Consider the following 24136-nt stretch of genomic DNA (forward strand, 5'->3'; position numbering starts at 1 on the left):
TCCAAGCATCAATCGAGACGCGGATTTCACTGACACAACGGCAGCAAACGCCGCATGATTCTGCTGGCGATGCCTCACCACTTTGGGGAGGTCAGGCCTTAAAGATTTCCGCGGAAGTCCTCTTTCGAGTCGCGGAATTTCATCGCGGCTTCGGTGCGGGAATGGACGTGAAGCTTCTCGTAAACCCGGCGAAGATGGACGCGCACGGTTTCCACACTGATGTCGAGCCGATCAGCGATTTCCTTGTTAGCCAGCCCCTTGGTGAGCAGCTCAAGGATTTCCGTTTCGCGTTTGGAGAGCTTCACTGCGGCCGCCTCGGTCGATTTCACGGGCTGGTGGAAAGCTTCGACAACACGTCGGGCGATTTCCGCACTCATCGGCGCACCGCCCGAACGCACGTCACGAACCGCCTGACGAACTTCCTCCGGGGTGGAGCGCTTGAGCAAATATCCCGAAGCCCCGGCCTTGAGGGCGGCAAAAATCTGGTCGTGATCGCGATAGACAGTGACCATGATCACCTGAATCTCCGGAAGGTGGTGCTTGATGCGCGCGGTCGCCTCGATCCCGGACATTCCCGGCAGATTGATATCCATTAGAACGACCTGCGGCCGGAATGCATCGATTTTTTTCAAGGCCTCTTCCGCACTGGTCCAGACTCCGAGGCAACGGAAGTCCTCCGCGGATTCGACGATTTTACGCAACCCGGCACCGAGAGCGGCATTGTCTTCGACGATGGCAACATCGGTGATCGGCTCTTTTGCGGTCGGCATTTGATTCAGGAAACGGATTTGGCGGGAGCAGGCAAGGGAAGAGTCAGGAAAATCGTGGTTCCCTGCATGCGGAACGTTTCGATACGACAATCACCGCCGGCATCTTGCATGCGTTGTTTGAGATTGCCGAGCCCGTTTCCACCGCTGGCGCTGGAATATTCGGGCTCGAATCCGCAGCCATTGTCCTCGATGTGGATTTCCAGCGAATCGTCTGAAACCGAAATTCGAAGGTTCACCTCGGTCGCTTGAGAATGCTTGACGATATTGTTGAGCGCTTCACGCACCGCCAGGAACACCCCGTGGCGCTGGGGAGTGGGAAGCGGATGTTCGGGAATGTCGCGGGCAACATCGGTCCGCAGCGGGATGCGCGCGATGTCGAGGAACTCGCGGGCAAACGCCGCGACATAATCCACCAGCGACCGCAGGTTGTCCTCACGGGGATTCACCGCCCAGACGATTTCATCCAGGCTGCCGACGACGTGCTTGGCCTTGACGGAAAGCTGGTCGAGCGACGGCCGCAAGGCAGTGGTCTCCGCATCCTCGGCCGCAAGCGCGGCGAGGATGGAGATTTCCGTTAGACTCGCGCCGAGATCGTCATGCAGGTCGCGCGCGATCCGGGAACGCTCCCCTTCCCTCGCGTTGCGGATTTTCAACGACTGGATCCGGCTCCTCATCTTGAGGCGGGCTGCGACCCAACCGGTGCCGACGGCAACGATGAGAATCAGACCGCCCACTGATAGATAGAACCACGCGGTCTGCCAGAAATGAGGCGGGATTACGACGGAAATGCGGGCGGGGGCGACACTGCGCATCCCGTCGCCATTCACTGCCATCACTTCGAAGGTGTATTTCCCCGGCGGCACGGCCTCGAAAGCGGCGACCCGTTGATTGCCGAGTTCTCGCCATGAATCGTCCGAGCCGGCAAGCCGGGCGCGATAGGTGATTTTTTCGGGGGCGCTGAAGCTCAAACCCACAAAGCGGAACTCGAGACGGGCCGTGCCGGGGTCGGTGGTCACCGGTCCGACAGCTCCGGTGTAAAGCACGCCGTTCGTGCGGACGGTTTGCAGAAACACCGGTGGGGGAATCTTGTTCTGTTCGACGAAATCTGGCCGAACCCTAACAATCCCGCTGCCGGTGGGAAACCACAACAATCCGTCCTTCGCACGCCACCCCGCCGGCTGATAGCCGCCGATGCATTCGCGCGAAGCGAGGCCGTCGGTATGATCGAGACGGAGCCACTGCACCCGGGCATCGGGTTTCTGGACGTGGGCCAGCAATTGTTTCCGCTCGGCCCGGATGATGCCGCTGAGCGACCCCATCCAGATGTAGCCCCGGTCGTCGCTGACAACACAGGTGAGCCGGACGTCGGGCAGTCCGTCATTGATGTCGAAACAGGACCATTTTTTCGCGTCCCAGAGATAAAGTCCGCTGCCGAGCGTGGTGACCCAGGTTTCGTTCGCGCTGAGCGACAGGATTCCGGAAATCCACTGGTGTTTGAGGACCTCGGGAGAAGCGATGGTGGTAAAACCGCTGCTATCTCCCAACATTACCCGTCCCGACGAAGTGCCGACGATGATCCTGCCGCCATGGAACGGCTGAAGGACCGTTAGATCAAGATCGCCGATTCCTTCGGCCTTTCCGAAACTGCGAACGGTTTGACCGGAATAGGACGCAAGACCTTGGGAGCCGCCGAACCACAATACCCCATTCGAATCCTGAGTGATGGATCGCACCTTGGAAGGAACCTGGGTCCTGGAAAACTGCGGTTGGAAGACCCCGGCATTGTAGCGAAAAACACTGCCGTCCCGCGAGGCGACCCACAGTTGCGAGTCCTTGTCTTCAAACAAGGCGGCGGCGGGTCGATAGTAACGTGCGCTCAACTGGATGTAGCGGGATTCCTCCGGCGTCCACCGCGTCACTCCACCGCGGCGGTTGGCGATCCACCACGTGCCCTCGTGATCTTGCAAGACCGAGGATACCGCTCGTTCAGTCTGGCCTTCATTGGTATCAAGCACATTCACCCGGGAATGGCGGACTCGGACCAGCCCGTTGATCGGAGAGGCGATCCAGACATTTCCCTCCCGGTCTTCTAACAACTCATTCACCGCAAAGCCCTGGCCACGGTCGGGTAGTTCGACCTTCATCTCCTGTTGCCCCTCGGTGGTGACGCTCAATCCACCCGTGGCACCGGCCGTCCACGTGCTCCCCATCCGGTCCTTCAAAACCGCCCTGCCCGCTTTCTCAACGATTCTCCCGCTGGTCGATTGCTTGTCGAGATCGTCGGCGAATTTCGCCAAAAGCGTGTCATCCGGATTGACCACCGTGACCGTTCCGTCCGCGGCAATCCGGCCGTATTCGGGACCACGCTTGTAATAGACCAGACCATCGCCCACGTCTATCAGCTGCGTCACCAGCGGAGGCAGCGGCGTTCTGATATTGTCGAGAATCCGATGGAGTCTTCCATTGTCCGCCCGGAAAAGCCCGCCCTGATAGGTCGTGGCCCAGACCACACCGTCACCGGTCGCAAAAAGCCGGTAAAACGCGAGGCGGAACCGGCGGAGCTCCCCCTCCGGTTCGATCACTTCAAAATCAAATCCATCGAAACGCGCCACCCCTTCCGCTGTGGCGACCCATAGATAGCCGTCGCTTGCCTGCACCACCGACCGCACCACGTTGCTCGGCAGACCGTCCTGCGATTGCCAGACGCGCACCAGAAATCCGGACTGGCCTTCCGGAACCTCGCTCCACGCAACTCCGAGAAGGAACCGGAAAATGAAAATGAAACCGATGAATCGCACGGGAATGACCAATGAACGGAAGCGGAGGGTTTGTCGAGGATTCGGAACCCAGCAAAGACGAACCGCCGGCTTCCCACGAAGCCGACGGTTGTAGTCCATACCCTGTTTAACCCGGAAAGATCATTTTCTGCGGCGAAGAAGCGTCAGAAAACCGATGGAGCCGAGAATCAGCGATGCCGGCTCGGGGACGACGGTAAGTGTCACAAATGAGGTTCCGGTGGCGGACGCTTCAGACGAGAAGTTGTTGCCGTAGGCGGTATCGTTGTAGTTGAAGAGCCACTGGTTGCCGCCAAAGACTCCGCCGGTGTAGGTTGTGTCGTCTGTAAAGCCGGTGAAACCGCTGGTGATTCCAGCACCAGTGTAGCTGATGAGCGTCAGCTTGTCTCCTACCAGCCAAGTGCCAAGATCGAGATTCGAACCTGATAGATCGAGGGTGACGCCGGTCAGGCTCAGGCTGCCGTTGGCGGCGAGGAGGTCACCTCCGCTGGAACTGTTGTCGATGGCTTCATAGACAAAAGTAGTCCCCGAACCCATGGTGAGTGATCCGGTGGCAAGACTTTCCACCGAGGCTCCGGGTGAGAGGGTCGCCGTTCCGGAAAGCGTCACCGAACTGGCGATCGCTCCGGTTCCGCCGAGCTTGCCGCCGGTGACCGTAGTACCCGACGTATTGGAAAGCGAGCCGTTGACGAGAAGCGTTCCGGCGGAGACGAGCGTGGCTCCGGTGTAATTACTGTTGCCTGTTAGCGTCAGCCTTCCGGCACTTCCGACCTTGGTGATGGAGAGAGTGGTTGCTCCATTTTGAATCACACCGGCGAAGGTGGTGTTCAATCCCTTGTTTCCGATCACGAATGTTCCCGCGCCGCTGCCACTTGCGGTTTGTAGGATGGCACCGGTATCTCCGCTCAAGGCTCCGATACTCATGCTGCCGCTCGTGAAGAAGCGTCCGGCGACCGCCATCGAATTGCCGCTGGTCCCGGAGATGTTCACCGTCGCATTCGAGAGGTCGCCGTTGAAGGTTCCACCGTTCGCTGTGAGACGCGCGCCACTGGAGGCTGTCGTGGCGGTGAAATTCAGGGTGCCGCTGAAAGCAGTCCAACTTCCATTGAGCTCATAGCGGGGATCGCCCTGACCGTTGACGTTGCCGACGGCCAGATTGAGAGTGCCACTGCCGGAGCCGCCCACGATGCTGGCACGCCCGCCATTGCCAAGTTGCAGATTCGCGGTGACGCCCGAGGCGACGTTCACCACTCCGGTGGTGATATAGTTCGATCCCGTGTTGCTAGATGAAAAGCTGCCGGTGCCGCTGGTGAAATTCAGGTTGCCCACCGTATCGGCCGCAGCGGAGGTGAGCGTCACCGCGGCAGTGTCCGCGATGTTGATGACATTGCTGCCGGTCGCATTCTCACTGGTAAAGGACAGCGTGCCTGCGGTTACGGAGTAGGCTCCGTTGAATGTGTTGATCCCGCCAAGAGCCAGGGTACCGGCACCTGTCTTGTTGAGTGTGCCACTGCCGCTGACCGCGCCGGTGTCGGCATAGGTCGTGCCGGCATCGACAAGAATCCCGCTGTTCGCATGGTTGATGACCATGGCGCGGGCCGTAGCAATGTCCGCCGTCGTCTGAAGCGTTCCGTTGTTGATGGTCAAGGCACCACTCACGTCTCCCAGACTCGCTGAATTATTGATGACAACGGTACCGGCACTGATCGCAGTGCCGCCGGTATAGTTGTTCGTGCCACTGAGGCTTAGGGTTCCGTTTCCAGCCTTGTTCAGGGATCCGTTACCGCCGTTGCCGATGGCATTGGCAAAGGTAACATCGCTGCCATTGGTATCGACCGTCGCGACACCACTACTGAGAGTCACCGTTCGCACCGAAATATCGTCGGTGTTTCCGTTGTAGCGCAAGGTTCCACCGCCGATGGAGATCCCGCCCGTTCCGAGATTGCCCAAGGAGGAGAAATCGAGCGCGCCGTTATTGATCGACGTGCCGCCTGAATATCCGTTAGATCCGGATAAGACCAGCGTTCCCGAGCCGGTTTTGCTGAGACTGTGCGAACCGGATCCGTCGTTGATCGCGCCGGAGACACTAAGAGTGGAAGATGCTGCAACATTGACGCTGGTGTTCTCATTCAACGCCAGCGTGGCCGCGATAGCGTGCGTCCCCGTGTTCGAAATCGAAACTCCGGAACCGTTGTTATCCAAAGTAAGCGTGTTGGCACCGGCGAGTGTGTAGGACCCGCTGGTGGTGTTGAAGGTCAGTCCGCCAACCGTTTCGTTGGCATCCAAGGTGATGGTTCCGGGAGTGGCTGCATTGTCAAAAGTCGCGCTGTCACCGGCAGCACCGGGAATATTGCCGCCCTGCCAGTTGGTGGAGGTGGTCCAGTTCGTGCCCGGTCCGCCACCGGTCCAGGACGCCAGCACTCCAGCCTGCGTCAAAGTCAATGTTAGATAAGTCGTGCCACCGGGACCCGCCGCCGTTCCGAAGCTTGGTGTGAAACCGGCGATGCTCGTTCCGAAGGTAAAGAGACTGGACGGGGTACCGCCGCTGATCGAGGTGTATTGGAAAAGATCATAGGTTCCGGCCGAAGCGAATGCCGTTGCCGTACCCGGCGCGTAAAGATTCAGCGAGATCGATCCCGAGCCGGGAAGTGTCAGCGCGGTGGTGCTCAGATAGTTGTTGAGCGCATTCCCCGTAGAGAGTCCGAAGTTCAGTGCGGAACCGCTGCTCAGGACGAGATTGCCTACTGTTAGATAACCGGAACCCGCATTGCCGGAAATGACCGTACCGGGAGTCAAAAACGAACCATTTCCAGCGGAAACCGTATCGGTAACAGAACCAGCACCGGTCAGGGTCTTGCCACTGCCCAAGCTCAGCGTGCTGCTGGTAAGTCCGGACACGTCGAGTATCGCACCCGATCCGATGTTGAACTTCGCGGATGCCGGAGTACTGGTGGTGGCTCCGAATTTCAACGTGCCTCCGCCAACGGTGGTGTCGCCTGAATAGGTCGCCGTATTGTTGAAGGTCAGTGTGCCGTTACCAGCCTTCGTAAAACCGCCTGTCCCGCTGTTGCCGACCGGGTTGGCAAAGGTGACATTGCTTCCGTTTGTATTGATGGTCGCGTTGCCTGTGAAAGTGACTGCTTTCGCAACACCGACAGAGTTGGCCGTCACGTCGGTCGTGGCGTTCAGCAACGTGGAATTATAGATCAGCGTACCACCGCTCGCCCCGAAGGTCAGCCCGGAATAGTTCGCTCCGCCCAACGCGAACTGGCTGTTGATGTTCAGAGTGCCGCCGTTGATCGTGTTGACTCCGGTGTGGGAGTTGCCCGCGCCATTGAGAACCAGGGTGCCGGAACTGACTGTTAGCTTGGTGCCAGTACCGGTGATGATTCCGTCAAACTCGTTGCTGGTGGAACCTGCATAATTCAAAGTGCCACCTCCGTTGATGGTCTGACTACCTAATGTGGCACCCGCTCCCGTGGTGAGGCCCGAGACGGTGACGATTTGGCTGTTAGTCGCCAGGGTTCCGTTCGTTGTCGCGGTTCCAATCACCACCGAACCAAGCTTCGTCGCCGTATTCGTCTGGATCGTGCCGGCCTTGATGGCGGTCGTTCCCGCATAGTTGGCGTTCGCTCCATTGATAATCAGGATGCTGGCTGCCTGTACGGTATTCTGATTGAGGTTGGTAACGTTCGCTCCAAGGCTGCCGTTGATCGTGGTGTTCTTGTTCCCCGTGCCAATGTTGTTGACCGTGAGGTTGCCTCCCGACGTTCCGATATCGCTGTTGATGTTCAGAATGTGAGCCGAGGCGGTATCATTTTCATAAATATTGAGAACCCGGTTTTGCGACGCCGCGGCATTGATCGTATTGACACCGAGAACGCCGATTGTCAGTCCGCCGTTGTTAGCATTGACGGTTCCGAAATCCGCGTCGGTATTGGACAACACGAGATTCGCGTTGACCGTCAGCGGACCGCTGCTCGTCGCATTGACACTCGAATTCACCGTGCTGCCGAAAGAATTCGCAGCGCCCGTCCAACCGGAATTGTCGAGGGTGATCGCATAGTGGTTGGCGTCGTCCTGAATGGTCCAGTTGTTTGCGCTGCCTGCGGAGTTCCTAATAGCCCCGACGACGACTCCCGACACATTCAGAGTTACCGTCGCGGCGGTCGTGGCACTCCGCAGCACAATGTCGCCCGCGCTACTTGCGCTCGGCGCACCGCCCGACCAGGTCCCCGCATTCCAGTTAGCGGCAGTGGTGTTGGTCCAAGTATGCGTTGCATTCGCGGCCATCGCCTTTTCACCACCGATAAAAATTGTGATTCCGAAAAAGGCTGCGGGCGCGGACAACAATAATTTACCAAGGAAGAATCTGCGGGATTTCATGAAGGGTGGGTTTGGAAACGATGGATTACGGATTTGAATCTCCGTCGTGGTGATTAAACGAGCCCCGGCGCAAGACGGGCAATCACCCGTATGAAGTAGCTTCCTGGTCCCGAACGCTCTAAGACATCAAGACCGCCATTTTCCTAACACAAAAACATCTCCTCTTCGAAGTTGCGGCAACCGGACGTCCGCCGGGATTGAAATTTCAATCCGCGGGTTCCCTTCCCTATGCTGGAAACATCGACCAAAGCGGGATGGCGGGCTCAACAGACGCATGACACATGGGTTTGCGGTCGAATACAGCCGATCATCCACGATTCCCAAGTCGATACAGGCGGCTCAAGGGGCGATAGCGATCCGATAGAACCTGCTTCCGGGAGACTTCGTCACCGTGTAGCTGGTGGTTGCCGCCGGAGAATTCGCGGCTGGAACCGTTGTAAGAAGACTCCAGCCCCCGACAAGCGCAGAATTCGTTAGAATTTGATAGGATTTCCCGGGAACGCTCGGCCAGGTGAGCGTGAATTGGGTAGCGCTCGCCGGAGCCATCGTGACGGCAAATCGGGAGGTTCCGCTGTTGGGATTCGTTCCGGCGAGAAACTCGATGGCATTGTTTTGCCCATCACCATCCGGGTCCGAAGCACCGTTGGTTGAGAGATTTCCGAGGTATTGCATTTCCCAGGAATCCGGCAGCCCGTCCTCGTCCGAGTCATCAATCACCAGCGAGACCAGCCCGGCAACACTCGTGGAAAGCTGTGCGGTGGTGCCACCGGGAATTCCGGTGAGTGACACCGAATCCATCGCGAGGCTTCCACCGTAGCTGAAAAGCGGATAACGGCCGAAGGCCGTGCCCGGCGCGAGGGCGATCTGGACCGTGCCGGCAAGTGATAGATCGCCGTTGATCGCGATGAGATCGGAGGAAATGCCGCCGCGCATGCGGATCGTTGAGGCAGCATCGAAGAAGGCACTGCCGCCAATGTTGAGGGTCCCCGGAGTGCCCGATGAAAAGCCGCGGCCCTCGAACTTGCCATTGCAGTTGAGATCGGCCGCCACGGTGCCATAGCCGGTTAGATTCGCGGTGCTTTCCAGATTCACGGCATCGGTGGCGAGCGTTCCATTGGTAAGGACCAGAGCCGCGCCGTTGGCGACATTGACCGCGCCGGTGCTGGTGAAATTGCCGGAAATGGCGAGAGTCCCCTGGTTCACCGCGGTGCCGCCGTTCCAGAGTCCGCTGCCTCCCAATGTCCACGTTCCTGTCCCGATTTTCACGAAGTTGGTGGCGGTTCCCGTGTTCTGCTCTTCGATGAAGCCGGCAAAGGTCGCGTTGGTATTGCGGCCGCCGATCCGATAGGTCAGCGCCCGTCCGCCGGTCACGCCGCCGCGCAGGTGGGCCTGGCTGGTGCCGCTGACTTCGCCGATGTCGATGGTGGTTCCCGCACCGCCGGAAAGCGTGCCGACATGGTAGGCGTAGATCTTGTCCGATAGATTCAGCGCCGCATTCGGGAAGCCCGGGAAGCCGTAATTCGTGCCCATCCGAAAATCGCCGCCGTCGGCATCGGTGATGACATTAATGGTCCCGGTGAAGGCGCTCCAATCGGTGTAGAGCGTGGTGCGCACCCACGGAACGTAGAAGTTCAGCGTGCCCGCGCCGGCAAGTGTTCCATACATGTCCACCCGGCCGTCGGCGTTCAGGCGTGCGGTGGCACCGTTCGGGACAACCATGTTCGCGTTGAAATCATTGTAAGTCGCGATGTCATCGCGCATCGAGATGATGCCGGCGTTCATCGTAACGCTGCCGGTGCCAAGTCCGTTACCGTTGGCTGCCTCGCTACCGAGAACAATGGTTCCCGCGCTGAGCGTGAGACCGCCACCGAAGGTGTTAGCACCTGACAAGGTGAGCGAGTTCGTTCCGGATTTCACCAGCGAGCCTCCATTCAACCCAGCGGCAAGCGTGTAGGCGCGGGCGGTATTGTCGACCACTGTCGAGCGCGGGCTGACCGGGCTCGGCAGGGAAATGTTGCTGACCGTGCTGGAGTCATTGAAAACGACGGCGTCGTACGGATAGAACGTGCCGGGCGACGCACCGGTCCAGTTGCCGGCGGTGGCAGTGTCCCAGACGGCGCTCGCTCCACCGGTCCACGTCAGGGTGCCGGGATCCCCCACGACATCGAGCCAGACTTTCGAAGGATTGGAGCCTGCGGCGGTGCGATTGAGCGTGAAGGTCTGACGGCTGCCAGCGGGAAGGTTGTGGGTGAGGGTGACGCCGTTCACGGTGCTGTTAGTCGCACCGGAGATAAGGTCGTAGGTGCCGGCCTGGAGCCCGCCCTGAAGCAGCAGGAACTGAAAATACTGGCTGCCGGCCAGGGCCAGCGTGCCACCGTTCATCGCGATCCGGTCGTTAGCTCCGCCCGGTGAATTTGTCATGTCGAAGTACAAGGTCGCGCCGTTGAGCGCGAGGCCGTTGCTAACCGTCATCGTCGCGCCGGTGAACGGCGCGGTCCCGGGTGAGAGAATCGCACCCGCGCTGGCGGTCACTCCGCCGCCTAACGTGCCCCCGCCGGCGAGCACCGCGCCACTGGCGACGGTTACCGGGGAATTCATCAGATTTCCCGACACGATGAGCGAGCCCGCGCTAACAGCGGTCGGGCCGGTGTGGGTGCTGGATCCTGATAGAGTGAGCGCACCCGTTCCAGATTTCGTAATGCCTAGCTTGTGGCCCGTGCCCGACCCATCGGCAATGGTTCCCGCGAAGGTCGAATCCGCATTGAGCGCGCCGATGGTGTAGGTATCGGTGACCGCGTAGTTGGTGTCGCCTCCCGTGAGAAAGGCTCCGGCGCCCGCGTTGAGCTTTCCGAACGAAACGCTCTGCGCGCCGTTCAAGTGATGCCTTACCGAGGCGTTCCCGAGCTGAAAATCGGTTTTCGAAAAATCGAGCGAGCTGGCACTGTTGATGCGCAGGGTGCCGGTGCTGCTTCCTGTGTTCAGCGTGCCGGTGAAATTCGCCCAACTTCCCTGGAGCGTGAAAAGCTTGTTCGAGAAGTTCAGGTTGAATTGCTCCGCCCCGGTGATGTTGGAGCTTAAATACATGTTCGAATTGCTCGTCCAGTTGAGCGTCGAGCTGCCGTTGATCGCCAGCGGATTGGTGAACGTGCCGCCTCCGCCGGGAAGATTCAGCGTCGCGTCCCCGATAGACACGTTGCCCGTGCCGATGCTGTCGGTCCGGCCTGCGGTGATGGTCCCGCTGTCCAATATCACGGAGCCGAAGCCGTTCGCCGCGCTGTTGGAGAAAGTAAGTATCCCGCTGCCCCGTTTGGTCAACGCCCCGGATGCGGTCACCGATCCCGTGCCCCCGAGGTTGTAGTTTGCGGTGGCATTCACGTCCACGGTCGTCGGAGCAACCGCGCCGGTGACGTTTACGGCGGGTGATTGCGAACCGCCGTCGTCTAACGTCACACGGTCGCCGAAGCTGAAAGCCGTCGCGGCTCCATTCCGCACCCAGTTGTTAGCCGCGGAGTCCCACACGTTCGCGGAGCCGTCGCCTTTCCAGGTCAGATCGCGAGGCAGGCCGCTTTGCGAGACCAGCAGAGCTAAAGTCTGCGTCCACGCACTGCCCGCCGCATCGGTCACGGTGAAATCGAAACGCGCGCGACCGACAAAGTTGAGCGTGGGCGTGAATTTCACGATCGGCCCGGTGGCGGATAGGGTCACTCCGTCCGCTAGATATTGGGTGATGGCACCGTTTGAAATCGCCGCGATGGCGAAGGACGGCGTGGTGGAAAAGCCCGAGGTGAACTTCCGCAAGTCCATCTGGATGCTGGTGGGCGTGCCCGAAATGTTCTTTGCCACGGTCGCATGCGGGATGGCGAGGTATTGCAGGTATTCCTCCAGGCGGGTGTAGCCCGCGACGGTTCCTGTTGGAAAAAACGTGGTGCCGGTGATGAGGCCGCCGCTGTTCGCGAGCGCCGTGTTGTGATCCTGCGCCGCGGGATTCCATCCCAGCGCGGATTCATAGAAATCCGGCATGCCGTCGTGATCCGTGTCCACCGCAGCAGCGGTGGAAGCCAGCACGCCGAAGCCGCTCGCACTCGCGCCGGTATCGCTCTCGCGGGAGACGTGGAACCGCGCCTGTGTCGTCAGCTTGCTCATCAGGATGGTGTCCACTTCGTCGCGGATCGCGCCGGTGTAGTTCGCATCGAGGCGGAGCGCGCCGGCATTGGAAACGACCTTCTTGTAAGCCACCAATGCAGGATCCGCGGCGACTCCGACGGTGGATCCGGTGATGGCCGAGGGGGCCTGATAGTAGCGGAACGCGCCCGTGGCGGCTGGCGGATTTTCCGCAGCGGAGTAGGGCGAGCCTTCGACGATGGAGTAGCCCTTGTCCGTGCCGTTGAGAATGCCGTCGCCGTTGTTGTCGGTCAGGTTGCCGCCGAGAAAGACGGTGAAGTTCGGCAGCCCGTTGGTGGCCACGCTGCCTTTGACGAGGGCCTTGGACTGCGTGTTGCCGGGCGGGCAGACGAAGTAGTTGTTGATGACGTTCGCCTTGTAGTTCTGGACGCTGGTCGTATCGCCCATGATGAAGCCGATATCCCAATCGAATGTGACGTTGTTCACCCATTCCAACAATCCGTTAGGACGGGCCTTCGGATTCCGCGTGTGGTTGTGCGCCCACAGGTTGTGGTGCGACGTGGCGTGATTTTGGTCCCACAGTCCGCCGCAGGAGTGGCTTTCAAGGCCCCACGCGTTGAGCGAGTATTGGAGCGTTAGATTTTCCGGCGGACTGCCGAAGCTCGACATGTTCTCGTCCGTGCTGAATTGCATCGAGACGTGGTCGAGGATGGCGTTGAGGCAACCGCTGTCGAGGTCGATGCAGTCGCCGCCCGAGCCGTATTTGCCATGCCGGAAACGCAGATGGCGGATGACCACATCATCTCCGGAGATGCGGAAGAAATTGTTATAGAAACCCACGCCGTCGCCGGGGGCCGTTTGCCCGGCGATGGTGACCTTTGAAGTCGTCATCCGCGTTCCATTGGATCCGCTCGGGAGCCGGATGTAACCGCTCACGTCGAACACGATCGTCCGTCCGGCGGATGGCACGGTGGCGATGGCCTCCGCGAACGACCCCGCGCCGGACGCATTGAGGTTCGTGACATGATACACGTCGCCGCCGCGGCCGCCCACCGCGTTGGCGCCGTACCCTTCCGCACCGGGAAACGCAGGGATCGCCATCGCAGGAACGATGCCGGCGACAAGAAAAGCAAGACTGGGTTTAAGCATGGAAAATGGGTTTGAATCAAGGATTGGTTCGGAATGGAGCTGCCGGAAGTCCTTCGGCGTTGGTCAAATTGGCACCCGCAGGATTTTCGCCCCAAGCGTAGCGGACTTGGGTGGGTTCGGTGATCTTCGGGCTGGAAACAATGACGCTTTCGCCATCGATCACCGCGTCCGCCCAGACGAATTTACCATCGGCTCCGGCGATCGCAAATTGCTTGAGAGCACCATCCTTGGCCACAAGACCGCCCGCGTGATCGAACTTGATGATCACCTTGCCGTTCTGCACCGAGCTTTCACGAAACAACGGGCCGCTTGATTCACCGGACTGGCCGTATGTCCCGGTCATTGCGAGTCTGGCGAGGCGGTTCCCGACATCGAGCTTGTTGCGCGGGTGGACGTTCGTTTCATCACCGATGTCGAGAGTCACAGCCATGCCGGTGTGGGGAATGGCGAGCGACTTCGCCTGTGCCTCACGCATTTCCGGAAGTTGGCCGCCAGACGGTTCGGGCGATGGCGCTTTGTTAGGAGCGAGCTGCACGAAATAGAATGGCAGGTTGGGATTTCCCCACTGCGCGCGCCAGGTTTCTATCAGCGCTTGCTGGAGTTCCGGGTAGAGCTTGCGGGTGTTCATGTTGGACTCGCCCTGATACCAAATCGCGCCGCGGATGGCGTAGGGAACGACCGGGGCGATCATGCCGTTGTGGAGGACGAAGGGATTGTGCTGGTCTTGAAATGGATCGGGATTTTTCGGGGATCTTCCACCTTTCGATTTCGCGAGGGCTTCACCATAGCTAAGGAATTGTTTCGGATCGTCACGGTAAACGAGGCATTTCTTGCCGAAGGCATCGAGCAACTCCTTGAACTGCGGATGAGCCGCGAGCGCTTCCTGCGGAATCCACGATTCGATGGTGCTGGCCCCGTAGGCACAAGTGACCAAGCCGATCGGCACCTTGAGATCCAACTGAAGCTGCCGTCCGAAATAATAGGCGACCGCCGAGAAGTCCCCGGCTGTTTCCGGCGTGCATACCGCCCACTTGCCCGGCACGTCACGTTGGGGAAATTCATTCATCTCCCACTCCGCGGAGAACATCCGGAGCGCGGGATGATTCGCCGCCGCCACTTCCTTTTCCCAATCCGCCGCGCCTGAGAACGAGCGCTTCGCGGTTTTCGCCAGCGTGAAATCCATGTTCGACTGACCCGAGCACAGCCAGACTTCGCCAATCAATACATCGCCATAAACCCGCTTGGCCGCGCCGGATGAAATTTCGAGCGACTGGCTCCCGCCCGCCTCCATCGCAGGCAACACGGTCTTCCAATTCCCGATTTCGTCCGCTTTCGCCACCGCGGATTTTTCTGCTAGAGTGACTTTCACCTCTGCGCCGGGGACCGCCGTTCCCCAAACCGGGATCGGCATCTGGCGTTGCAGGACCATGTGATCCGAAAAAACCGAAGGCAGCCACAGATCCGCCGGATAGAGTTCCTTGCCCAGATCGCAATCGGTTAGCCCGCGGATCGCCGACGCCATCACCCGGGCATTGAATGCCGCGCCCGCGGGCCCGGTGTGGGTGTGGTCGGTGCCGGCGAAGAGTTCCGCAGTTTTCGCCTCGCCGAGACTTTCATAGCGGTTGGCTAACAGGTTGTTAAAATCGATGAAGGCAGCGTGCTCCTGCTCCGCCACCTGTTTCGCCCAGCCGCCGTAATCATTTCCCGAACGTCCGATTTTCCCGTCCGTCCAGATGTTGCGGGGAATCAACGAAACCATGATCGGAGTGACCCCCTTCGCCTTCGCTTCGGTCACGAATTTGCGCAAATACCAGCCGTAGCTATGAACCGTCTCCGGTTGCTGGTCGGTGACGCGAACGATGTCTTCCACTTCCTCGCCGATCCCTTTGATCGATGCCCGGCACTTCTCGTCGTTCAATTTTCCGCCGTCGTTGTGGCCGAACTGCATCAGCAGGAAATCGCCGGGTTTCAGGTGCGCCATCAACGCATCCCAGCGGCATTCAGTTAGAAAAGTCCGGCTGCTGCGGCCGCCGATTGCGCGGTTGATCACCGAGATCTTCGCCGGATCGAACTCATTGACCAGCGGATCCCCCCACCCCATCTGGCCGCCGGTGCCGTTCCGCACCGTCGAGTCGCCGATGATGTAGAGGGTCGGCTTCGCCAAACAGGAGACGACCATCGCCCCGGCGGCGAGGCAGAAAACAGCAAAAGCACGTAGCGACATGAGGTGCAAATCTTACACGGAAAGGCCCCGCCGTCCCCTACTCAAAAGGGGTAATAGGTAAGCAATGGCAAGGATTTCGGATCGCACCGAGGCTAAAAATAAGACGCATCGACATCTCGTCCATCCGCTGGGACGAGACGTCCCAGCCCCTTATGAAAAGAGGCGATTCGGAGATCGCCGCTCCTCCCGATTTCCGGAAAATCCTCCACCATGACGTTACTTGGTTTTGAAATTGCCGCTGGATCGGATTCCGTCACTCGGGTAGGTTCTTCCCATGAGTCTCACCGAAGTAGCCAAGCTTCCGCTCCGCGAGAAGTTCCAGATCATGGAAGCCATTTGGGCTGATCTGAGCGAGCGGGTGGAGCGATTTGAAAATCCTCCGGAGCACCGGCAGCTTTTCGACGCCCGCCGCGCGCGGGTCGCTGCGGGAGAATCCACGCTGCACGATTGGGACGTGGTGAAGCACAGCATCGGACGCAGATGATCAAGGTCAGGATTTCAAACGAAGCGTTTGATGATCTGGACGATGGTTTTTGGTTTTATGAAGCACAGGAGGCAGGTGTCGGTGATTACTTTGCCAGCTCGATTCAATGAAACGACCCCGCTACATTCTGCTAGCCGCATTTGCAGTTCTCTTGGTAATCGCCCTCGTTTTCCTCCTGCTCCCGCCCGCTCCCCTTGATCTGAGCCACGAAGAGGAACCGTTCAAGTCGATGGTGCTGCCTCTACAAACGATCACCGGCTACACCATTATGGACGGCGGAAGCGTGAGAATAGATCTGGTCGATAAAACGGGAGTTCAATACGACATGTGTTTCGACATTGATACTACAAAAGTTCTCAATAGCCATCCCACCGCTACGTATGGAACGAAGACCCGGAGGAAGGAGATTCCGTTGAAAAACCCAGCAAGAGCGAAGGTGGTCGCGATCCGCCTCCTCAAGGATTTCGGTACCAGCGGTGATATTGGAATTCTAGGTGCACTCGAGGGACTTACTGATCCGATAGGTGACATTGCAGAGCGGCTTTATGCGAAGACGAAGCGCCTCCTTTATTAGCCGGAAGGTTCAGTGATCGGGAAAAAGACGCGATTCGGAGATCGCCACTCCTTGGGATTTCCGGCAAATCCTCCGGCGTGACGTTGCCGGTATTTGAAATCGAGGGGGAGCTGCGGAATGCGGTGCAGGGTGAGCGTGCCCGGGTGCTTCTCAAAGCGCCGACGGGATCGGGGAAATCGACGTCGGTGCCGGGGATGCTGGTGGATGCGGGGATTTCCGGACGGATCATTGTGATCGAGCCACGGCGGATGGCGGCGCGGTTGTTGGCGGGCTGGGTGGCAAAACAACGCAAGGCGACTTTGGGAAACGAGGTGGGCTATGCGGTGCGGTTCGATACGAAATACCGGGCGGACACGCGGATCGTCTATCTGACGGATGGGGTTTTCCAACGCTGGATCCAGGACGATCCGGAGCTGACGGGCGTGGGCGCGGTGGTGTTCGACGAGTTTCACGAACGGCGGCTGGCGGTGGACATCGCGCTGGCGCGTTGTTTGGATTTGCAGGAAGGAGCAAGGCCCGACCTGCGGGTGGTGGTGATGTCGGCGACGCTCGAAACGGCGGGACTGGCGGACTATCTGGCCCCGGCGGTTTCGCTGGAAGCGGGCGGGCGGACGCATCCGGTGCAGGTGCTCTATCGGGCAGACCGGCCGCCGGTGAACGACCGGCGCGGCGGACCGCCACGGGAGACGCCGATTTGGGAAAAAATGGCGACCGTTTGCCGTGAGGGGATGGCGATGCCGGACGCGGGAAACATCCTGATGTTCTTGCAAGGCACGCATGAAATCCGGCGGACCGTTGAACTGCTGGAGACGAGCGGTTTGGCAAAAGGCTGGGACGTTTTCCCGCTGTATTCGGCGCTGGCTCCCGCAGCGCAGGAGGCGGCGATTTCTCCAGCGCCGAGGCCGAAAATCATCGTGGCGACCAACGTGGCGGAAACCTCGCTCACCATCGATGGCGTGCGCACGGTGATCGATAGCGGGCTCGCACGCACCGCATCGTTCGAGCCTCGGCGCGGGATCAACACGTTGCTCATCACGAAGATTTCCCGTGCCGCCGCCGAGCAACGCACGGGCCGGGCAGGACGGACGGCACCGGGTCGGGCGTTCCGCTTGTGGAGCGAGGCGGATCACGGGCGGCGGGCGGAATTCGAAGCGCCGGAAGTCCGGAGGGTGGATTTGGCGGAGGCGGTGCTTTTATTAAAAGCGGCGGGCGTTTCCGAAGTTAGGGATTTCCGTTGGTTCGATGCGCCGACCGAGGAATCGCTGACTCGCGCCGAGCGATTGTTGCACGATCTTGGAGCGCTGGATGCGGGCGGGCAATTGACCGACGAGGGGCGGAAAATGGCATCGCTACCGCTGGAGCCACGTTTCTCACGGCTCATGTTAGCAGGCTACGAACACGGTTGTGTGGCGGAGACGGCGTTCATCGCGGCGACGGTGCAGGGCGAGGGAATTTTCACGAACAAACGCGGCGGAGTCGGCCGCAAGGATTTCATTTTCGCCGATGACGACTCGGATTTCGCCGGCGAGTGGCGGGCCTTCGAATCGGCGGAAGCGATGGGTTTCGATCCGCGGCGCTGCGATCAGGTCGGGGTCATGGCGCGCGGTGCCCGCGAAACGGCGCAGGGATTTGACCGGCTGTGCTCGATGGCGAAGCGCTTCGGTTGGGAGTGGCAGCCCGTTGATTTCAAAGCCCGGCGCGAGGCGGTGGGAAAAGCGATGCTCGCCGCCTTCAGCGATCAATTGGCGATCCGCATCAGCCAGGGAACGCTGGCCTGCAAGCTGGTAGGAAATCGCAAAGGGAAGCTCGACGAGGAATCCTGTGTGAGGAACGCCCCGGCATTCGTGGCGGCGGAGATCACCGAGGTCGAAGCACGGGAAATCATCGTCCATTTGCGCCGCGCCACCGCCATCGATCCGGCGTGGTTGGCGGAATTGTTTCCCGACGATCTGGCACAGAACGACGGAGCGGCTTGGGACGACACCCGCCGCCGGGTGGTCGCGCGGAAGGAAACCCGTTTCCGAGATCTGGTGCTCGAAGCCAAGGAAAGCGACCACGGCGTGAATCTCGATCAAGCCGCCGAATTACTCGCCACGCGAGTGCTGTCGGGTGAGCTAATTTTAAAAAATTGGGACGATTCGGTGACCCAGTGGACCGCCCGCCTCGCCTCGCTGGGAACCTGGATGCCTGAGCTGGGAATGCCCGGCTGGTCGGACGAGGACCGGACGGATGCCATTGCCCAAATCTGCCATGGCGCGGTGAGCTACAAGGAAATCAAGGAGGCAAACGTCTGGCGGGTGTTGCGCGAATGGCTGAGTTTTGAGCAACGGGCGGCGCTCGATTCGTATTGTCCGGAGCGGGTGGATCTGCCGAACGGCCAATCCGCGAAAATCACCTACGGCGAAGGCAGAGACCCGTTCATTTCACTGCGGGTTTCCCACCTTTTCGGGATTTGGGAAACGCCGACCATCGCGAGCGGACGGATTCCGCTGCTGGTTCACATCCTCACGCCGGGCCAAAAACCATGGCAAATGACCAAGGATCTCAAGGGCTTTTGGACAACCGGCTACGCCCAAATGAAAAAGGAAGTCGCCGGTCGTTACCCGCGCCATCCGTGGCCGGACGATCCTCGGGCTTGGGTCGCGGCGGGTTCGCCGAGGAAATAATCAGCGCGACATTCTTTCGATTTCACCCGACGCTGGCGACATGTGGCGCGTGATCCTGATGTTTTCCCTGATTCCTCTCGTTGCGGCGATGGTCGCCCGCTGGTGGTTCGGGCTGCGGGTGCTCACCGAAAATGGCGGTCGTCCCTGCAAATGCGACCTCGCGAAATGGGTCCCGGTTTCAACCGGAGTCGAAGTCAGTCAGAAATCCGAGGAATCCGCCTACGAATTCGGCCGACAGCTCAGACTCAGGGCTTTGGAGGACTGGCAGGAGCAGGACCCGAAGGCCGCAAGAGCCCGCGCGAGTTCCAAACGATTCGGAATGGCGGTACCTCCTTTGAGCGGGGTCGTCGCGATCATGGCTGTAGTGGTCGCCAAAATTCCAGCGATGGGAGCCATTTCCGCCATCCTCGCCGCGACCGCACTTTCCGCCGTACTCGGAATTCTCTCCCTCACCCCGGAACTCGCCGCCATCACCCGGACCGCCCGCCGACTTCGGGAGGCCAGAAGTTTTCCCCGGAGCGACGATGAAGAAGCGGTGATTCGCTGCGCCATGGCTCACGCTTGGAAAGAAACGCTGCCGCCGATTCTCGGGCTGCTTCAGAAATAATTCTCGTAACTCGCGTTCGGGAATAGCTCGGCGAAGCTGACCCATCGATCGTTTAAATCAAAAGAGATGACACCTTTAAATTGAAGCCTGCTCACAACTAAATGCCAGCCAGAGCTTTTGTTTATAAATCAATAAATTTATACTCTAATCATTGATTTAAAGCACTATTCAAATAATATTGTGATCTCGATCAGCGCTTTTCAATCACTTGTTCGAATCCGTGAGCAGAGCAACAACACAAGTGCTCGCAGGTCAATGTGAATAACTTTGGAATGAGGCGAATCAAACAGTCGTTCCACCTCCTGGTAACCACCATGTAAAGATTCTTGCAGTCGAATCCCGCCACGTTTAGATCATCCTGCGATGCACTATCGACTCTTCCCGAGCCCATTGAGATTTCAAATTCAAACGATTGCTCTCATTGGGTTTGCCTTGGGTAACCTTGAGTCGCTGCACGCCGACTGGCGGGATGACATCGGATTCACACGCCTCAAACAGGTGGCCCTTTCCGACTCTCTTCCGGCTTTTCCGAACGACGGACTCACTCAAGTGGAAGCCTCTCTGTCAGAGACTCCCACCCTTTGCATTCCGGATACTGCCAGCCCGGTTTTTTCAGGAAAAACCTTCGTGCCCAAAACCGGAGCGGTGGGCGTCAGCTTCCACGCCACCCATGTTGCGACCAATTTCTACGGGTCCACCAGCCAGATCCCGGGGGCCTGCGGAGTGGACCTGTATCTCGCCGACAATTGGCTGTTCTCGGATTTCCTCAAAATGGGCTCCAACACCGTGCCGGCCGTTGAATCACGCGCCGTCCAAAACCACAGTTGGGTGGGATCGCTGGAGCCTTCATTTTCCGATGCCGAGGCGAATCGACGCCTTGATTACGCCATCAACCGGGATGGTTTCGTCTGCGTGGTCGGCTCGGACAACAACGGTTCCACCACCCTGCCCGGCCTTCTCAGCCAGAGCTACAACACTATTTCCGTCGGGCGCGACGACGGCGGACACAGCGCCGGACTCACAGCCATCGACGGAACCGGGCGGATGAAACCCGATATCGTCGCCCCCAGCGCCGATCCTGAATACGCAACGAGTTGGACCACTCCGATGGTGGCGGGTTCCGCCGGCCTGCTTTACCAGAAACTCACCAACTCCTACGCGATCTCCGGCGCCGACCTGCCTCGCGTCATCAAAGCCCTGTTGCTCGCCTCCGCGACAAAAAACACCGTGCCCGGATGGGACAACACCGCCACCTCCCCGCTCGACAGCGTTTACGGTGCCGGAGAACTCAATATTTACCACGCCTACAGCACGCTTCGCAGCGGAAAAGCCACCGCATCGAACTCCATCCAATATAACATTCGTGGCTGGGCGGCGGAAACAGTCTCGTCAAATTCCACCAAAACCTACTATTTCAACATTCCTGCAGGTCCCGTGACCACTCCATTCAGCGCGGCCCTTACCTGGCACCGGATTTCCACAAAATCCGGTGCCAACAACTGGGATTCCACTCTCCCCGACCTCGGTCTTCACCTTCACCACGCCACAGGATTCACTGTTGGCTCCGAAATCGCTGCCAGCAACAGCGCTGTGGACAACGTCGAACTGGTTTACCAGTCAGCGCTCGCTCCGGGAAACTACGCCTTGGTCGTTCAAAGCGCGGCCACTTCCACCGCGACTCCCTATGCCCTCGCATGGCACAGCCTTCCCACCGTGACCATTGCCGCGACCGCTGCCACCGCCCGTGAAATCGATGGCCAGACCGGCCTCGTCACGATCAGCCGCACCGGTGACACCACCCTGCCCCTTCTCGTGCCGCTCACGGTTTCCGGCACCGCCGTCGCCGGCGCTCATTATCAACCAATTCCGGCGACAGTCACCATTCCCACCGGGCAAGCCTCCACCACACTGACCATCACGCCGATTTCCGACGCCCTCGCCCAAGGAGATCGCAACGTAATTCTGAATGTCGCCGCCGATTTCGCGTTGGTCAGGGATCCCGCGCAGTCCGCAGTCGTGACTATCCAGGACAAGCCGTTCGATGCCTGGCGATTTGCCAATTTCACCGCGCCTGAACTGACCCAACCTGCCATCAGTGCGGAAAATTCGGATCCTGACGGTGATCGATTGGCCAACTTGATCGAATACGCCCTCGGACTACCGCCTAAAATCGCGGGCACCTCGCCAATCATCCAAAGCAACACCGGCGGCTATTTGACGCTTTCCGCAACCAAGAATACCGCGGCAACCGACGTCATCTGGAATTCGGAAGTCACTGACAATCTTTCAATTTGGCAATCCGCCGTGATTCAAACCAACACGACGACCGCGTTTCAGGCGCGTGACTCCGTCCTCTCGGCCACCGCCGGGAAACGGTTTATCCGTCTGAAAATCACACGCCCCTGACGGCTCGATGAGATAGAAAAGGCGTGGGCCGTTTCCGGACCACGCCTTTCGTTTAGCACATTCCCCCCAAAGAATTCCAGATGGAATCCGCTTCGAGTTCGATCTCCCCCCGGATCTCGAGTCGATATTCGCGGCGTCCAACTGGAAGCTGGAAATGCCAGAGGTATTAACTATTCACGTTAATGAATAGCTCACACACTGTGATTGATAAGTTGCAAAAACTTTTCAGGTTCGCAAGCCAAAATTTGAATTTTGAGGCAGCAATTTTAAAAAATTCACCACTGAATCTCCCGATTACCGGGCCTTAAAATGACCACGGGCGTCGGATCCCTTGTTCCGACGCCCGTGGGCCCTTTGGGGGGCTTTTTTTGTGCTATCCCTTACGCTAATGAGGATGCCACAAACCGGCCACATCTCCATACCGCAATCGCGTAGTTTTTTGATTGCCGGATTTCCGTAAATCCTTTTCGGCCAGAACTTTAGGCCTGAAAAAACCACGGGCGCCGGATCCCTTGTTCCGACGCCCGTGGGCCTTTTGGGGGGCTGTTGTGCTATCCCTTACGCAGGTGAGAATGCCAGAAAACGGCCACATCGCCATACCGCGATCGCGTAGAACTATCAGTCTCAGATTCTTCCCGCAGACTTGATGTCGAGGTAGGTATTCGCAAGAGCGATGGCGAATGATTGCGCGGTGGAGTCGAGCGTCAGGATTCCCAAGGCACCGAGCGTGGCGAGGATTTCGCGGCGCTCCTGCACGTAGCGGTCCGCTGCGAGGAATTTCAATGCGGAGGAAAACGATTCAACCGGTTGCGTGATCGAGTCCTCGACCACCCGTTCGCGCATGCTCGCGAGCAGGACGAGGTGGCGGGATTTTAAAACCTGCAGAGCGGGAATCAATTCCTTGCCGTCCTCCCCACGCAGATTGGTGAGAAGGATCACCAGCGAGCGGCGGCGCTGGCGGGCCATCAATTGCTCCACCGCTCCGCTGAAATCACTGGGCGCGGCGGTCGTCTGATAGTCGTAGAGGTGGTTCAGCAAAACCGGCATGGCGTGCGCCCCCTTCACCGGTGGCAGCCAGCGGTCGGAGCCGCCGAAGGATTTCACCGCGACCTGATCGCCCTGCCTCAGCGCGACGTGCGAGACGAGCAGGATCGCATTGAGAATGTGGTCGAACTGCGGGACCCCCCCATCGAGCGCGCGCATCCGGCGGCCGGTGTCCAATAGGAAAACGATGGACTGGTTCCGCTGTTCCTGGAAATCGCGGCTGATGAGCGTTTGGCGGCGCGAGGTGGCCTTCCAATCGATCTGAGAAAGCGGGTCGCCATCGCGATAATCCCGGAGCTGATGGAAATCCCGGCTCGTCCCCGCACGAGGACGGCGGACGATGCCCATCGGACTTTCGCGGTGCTGCATGGCAAGCAGCGCGAAGCGGATCACCGGCTCGTAGTTCGGATAGACCTTCACCATTTCACCCGCCAAGTGCTGTGTTTTCCGTGTCCACAAACCGAACGGGGAAACTCGTCTGACATGCACCGGACCAAATGTGGATTCGCCGCGCTCCGACAAGGTCACCGGATGAAACACCCGGATCTCGCGGTTTGCCGGGATTTCACCCGACCAAGGCAAAGTCGGAGCCACAGCCCCCTGCGGAATGCCATCGAAAATCTCCACCATCGCCGGCTGGCTGCTGTCGTTACGGATGATCAATCTCACTTCGCCCGCTTCTCCCATGGCAAAACGGCCGGGCAAGCGGCGCTGCAATTCCAAGGGTTTCTGCAAGCGAACTCTCACACCATCGATTAGAATTCCAACTGCCACCGTTCCGCCAAGCCACAGCCAAGGCATCATCAGCACAGGCACGGCACTGGCGATGATTGCGAGGAGCAACCATGTCGCAGCCAATGCCAGCAGTCGGGGAGTCGGGGTCATGGATGGAAAATTGTTCTATCGATT

11 protein-coding genes are annotated in these 24136 nt (G+C 59.2%); 5 read left to right on the plus strand and 6 right to left on the minus strand.

The genetic code is table 11. The features are described 5' to 3' along the window. Positions 1-98: 98 nt before the first annotated feature. The 5 genes from ABIQ96_RS23830 to ABIQ96_RS23850 all read right to left on the minus strand — a co-directional run bounded on the left by ABIQ96_RS23830 (position 99) and on the right by ABIQ96_RS23850 (position 15446). Positions 99-770 (minus strand): response regulator transcription factor, encoded by a 672-nt coding sequence (locus ABIQ96_RS23830; protein ID WP_348217159.1) that lies wholly within the window; start codon positions 768-770, stop codon positions 99-101. Between the two features lie 5 nt (positions 771-775). Continuing rightward, entirely contained in the window at positions 776-3568 is a 2793-nt protein-coding gene (locus ABIQ96_RS23835) for a two-component regulator propeller domain-containing protein (RefSeq protein ID WP_348217160.1), read from the minus strand. A 120-nt stretch (positions 3569-3688) separates the two neighbouring features. Beyond that, a complete protein-coding gene (locus tag ABIQ96_RS23840; protein WP_348217161.1) occupies positions 3689-7951 on the minus strand; it encodes an autotransporter-associated beta strand repeat-containing protein in 4263 nt (1420 codons plus the stop codon). Positions 7952-8290: 339 nt separating this feature from the next. Beyond that, positions 8291-13222 (minus strand): autotransporter-associated beta strand repeat-containing protein, encoded by a 4932-nt coding sequence (locus ABIQ96_RS23845; RefSeq protein ID WP_348217162.1) that lies wholly within the window; start codon positions 13220-13222, stop codon positions 8291-8293. A 16-nt stretch (positions 13223-13238) separates the two neighbouring features. Next, a complete protein-coding gene (locus ABIQ96_RS23850) occupies positions 13239-15446 on the minus strand; it encodes a sialate O-acetylesterase (protein ID WP_348217163.1) in 2208 nt (735 codons plus the stop codon). 274 nt (positions 15447-15720) lie between these two features. Here ABIQ96_RS23850 and ABIQ96_RS23855 point away from each other — a divergent pair, with 274 nt between their 5' ends. The 5 genes from ABIQ96_RS23855 (at position 15721) to ABIQ96_RS23875 (ending at position 22183) form a co-directional block, all read left to right on the plus strand. Further along, a complete protein-coding gene (locus tag ABIQ96_RS23855) occupies positions 15721-15930 on the plus strand; it encodes an addiction module protein (protein ID WP_348217164.1) in 210 nt (69 codons plus the stop codon). A 106-nt stretch (positions 15931-16036) separates the two neighbouring features. Next, a complete protein-coding gene (locus ABIQ96_RS23860; RefSeq protein ID WP_348217165.1) occupies positions 16037-16504 on the plus strand; it encodes a hypothetical protein in 468 nt (155 codons plus the stop codon). A gap of 77 nt (positions 16505-16581) precedes the next feature. Next, positions 16582-19170 carry an ATP-dependent helicase HrpB gene (gene hrpB / locus ABIQ96_RS23865; protein ID WP_348217166.1) on the plus strand — a complete coding sequence of 863 codons (2589 nt, stop codon included), beginning with the start codon at positions 16582-16584 and terminating at the stop codon, positions 19168-19170. Positions 19171-19210: 40 nt separating this feature from the next. Further along, on the plus strand, positions 19211-19777 hold the full coding sequence (locus ABIQ96_RS23870) for a hypothetical protein (protein WP_348217167.1): 567 nt from the start codon (positions 19211-19213) through the stop codon (positions 19775-19777). A gap of 432 nt (positions 19778-20209) precedes the next feature. Continuing rightward, positions 20210-22183 carry a S8 family serine peptidase gene (locus ABIQ96_RS23875; protein WP_348217168.1) on the plus strand — a complete coding sequence of 658 codons (1974 nt, stop codon included), beginning with the start codon at positions 20210-20212 and terminating at the stop codon, positions 22181-22183. A gap of 624 nt (positions 22184-22807) precedes the next feature. Here the strand turns inward: ABIQ96_RS23875 and ABIQ96_RS23880 are convergent. Continuing rightward, positions 22808-24112 carry a DUF58 domain-containing protein gene (locus ABIQ96_RS23880; protein ID WP_348217169.1) on the minus strand — a complete coding sequence of 435 codons (1305 nt, stop codon included), beginning with the start codon at positions 24110-24112 and terminating at the stop codon, positions 22808-22810. Positions 24113-24136: the final 24 nt, after the last annotated feature.

Origin of the sequence: Luteolibacter sp. (genome assembly GCF_039920825.1) — a bacterium.
GTDB lineage: Bacteria > Verrucomicrobiota > Verrucomicrobiia > Verrucomicrobiales > Akkermansiaceae > Luteolibacter.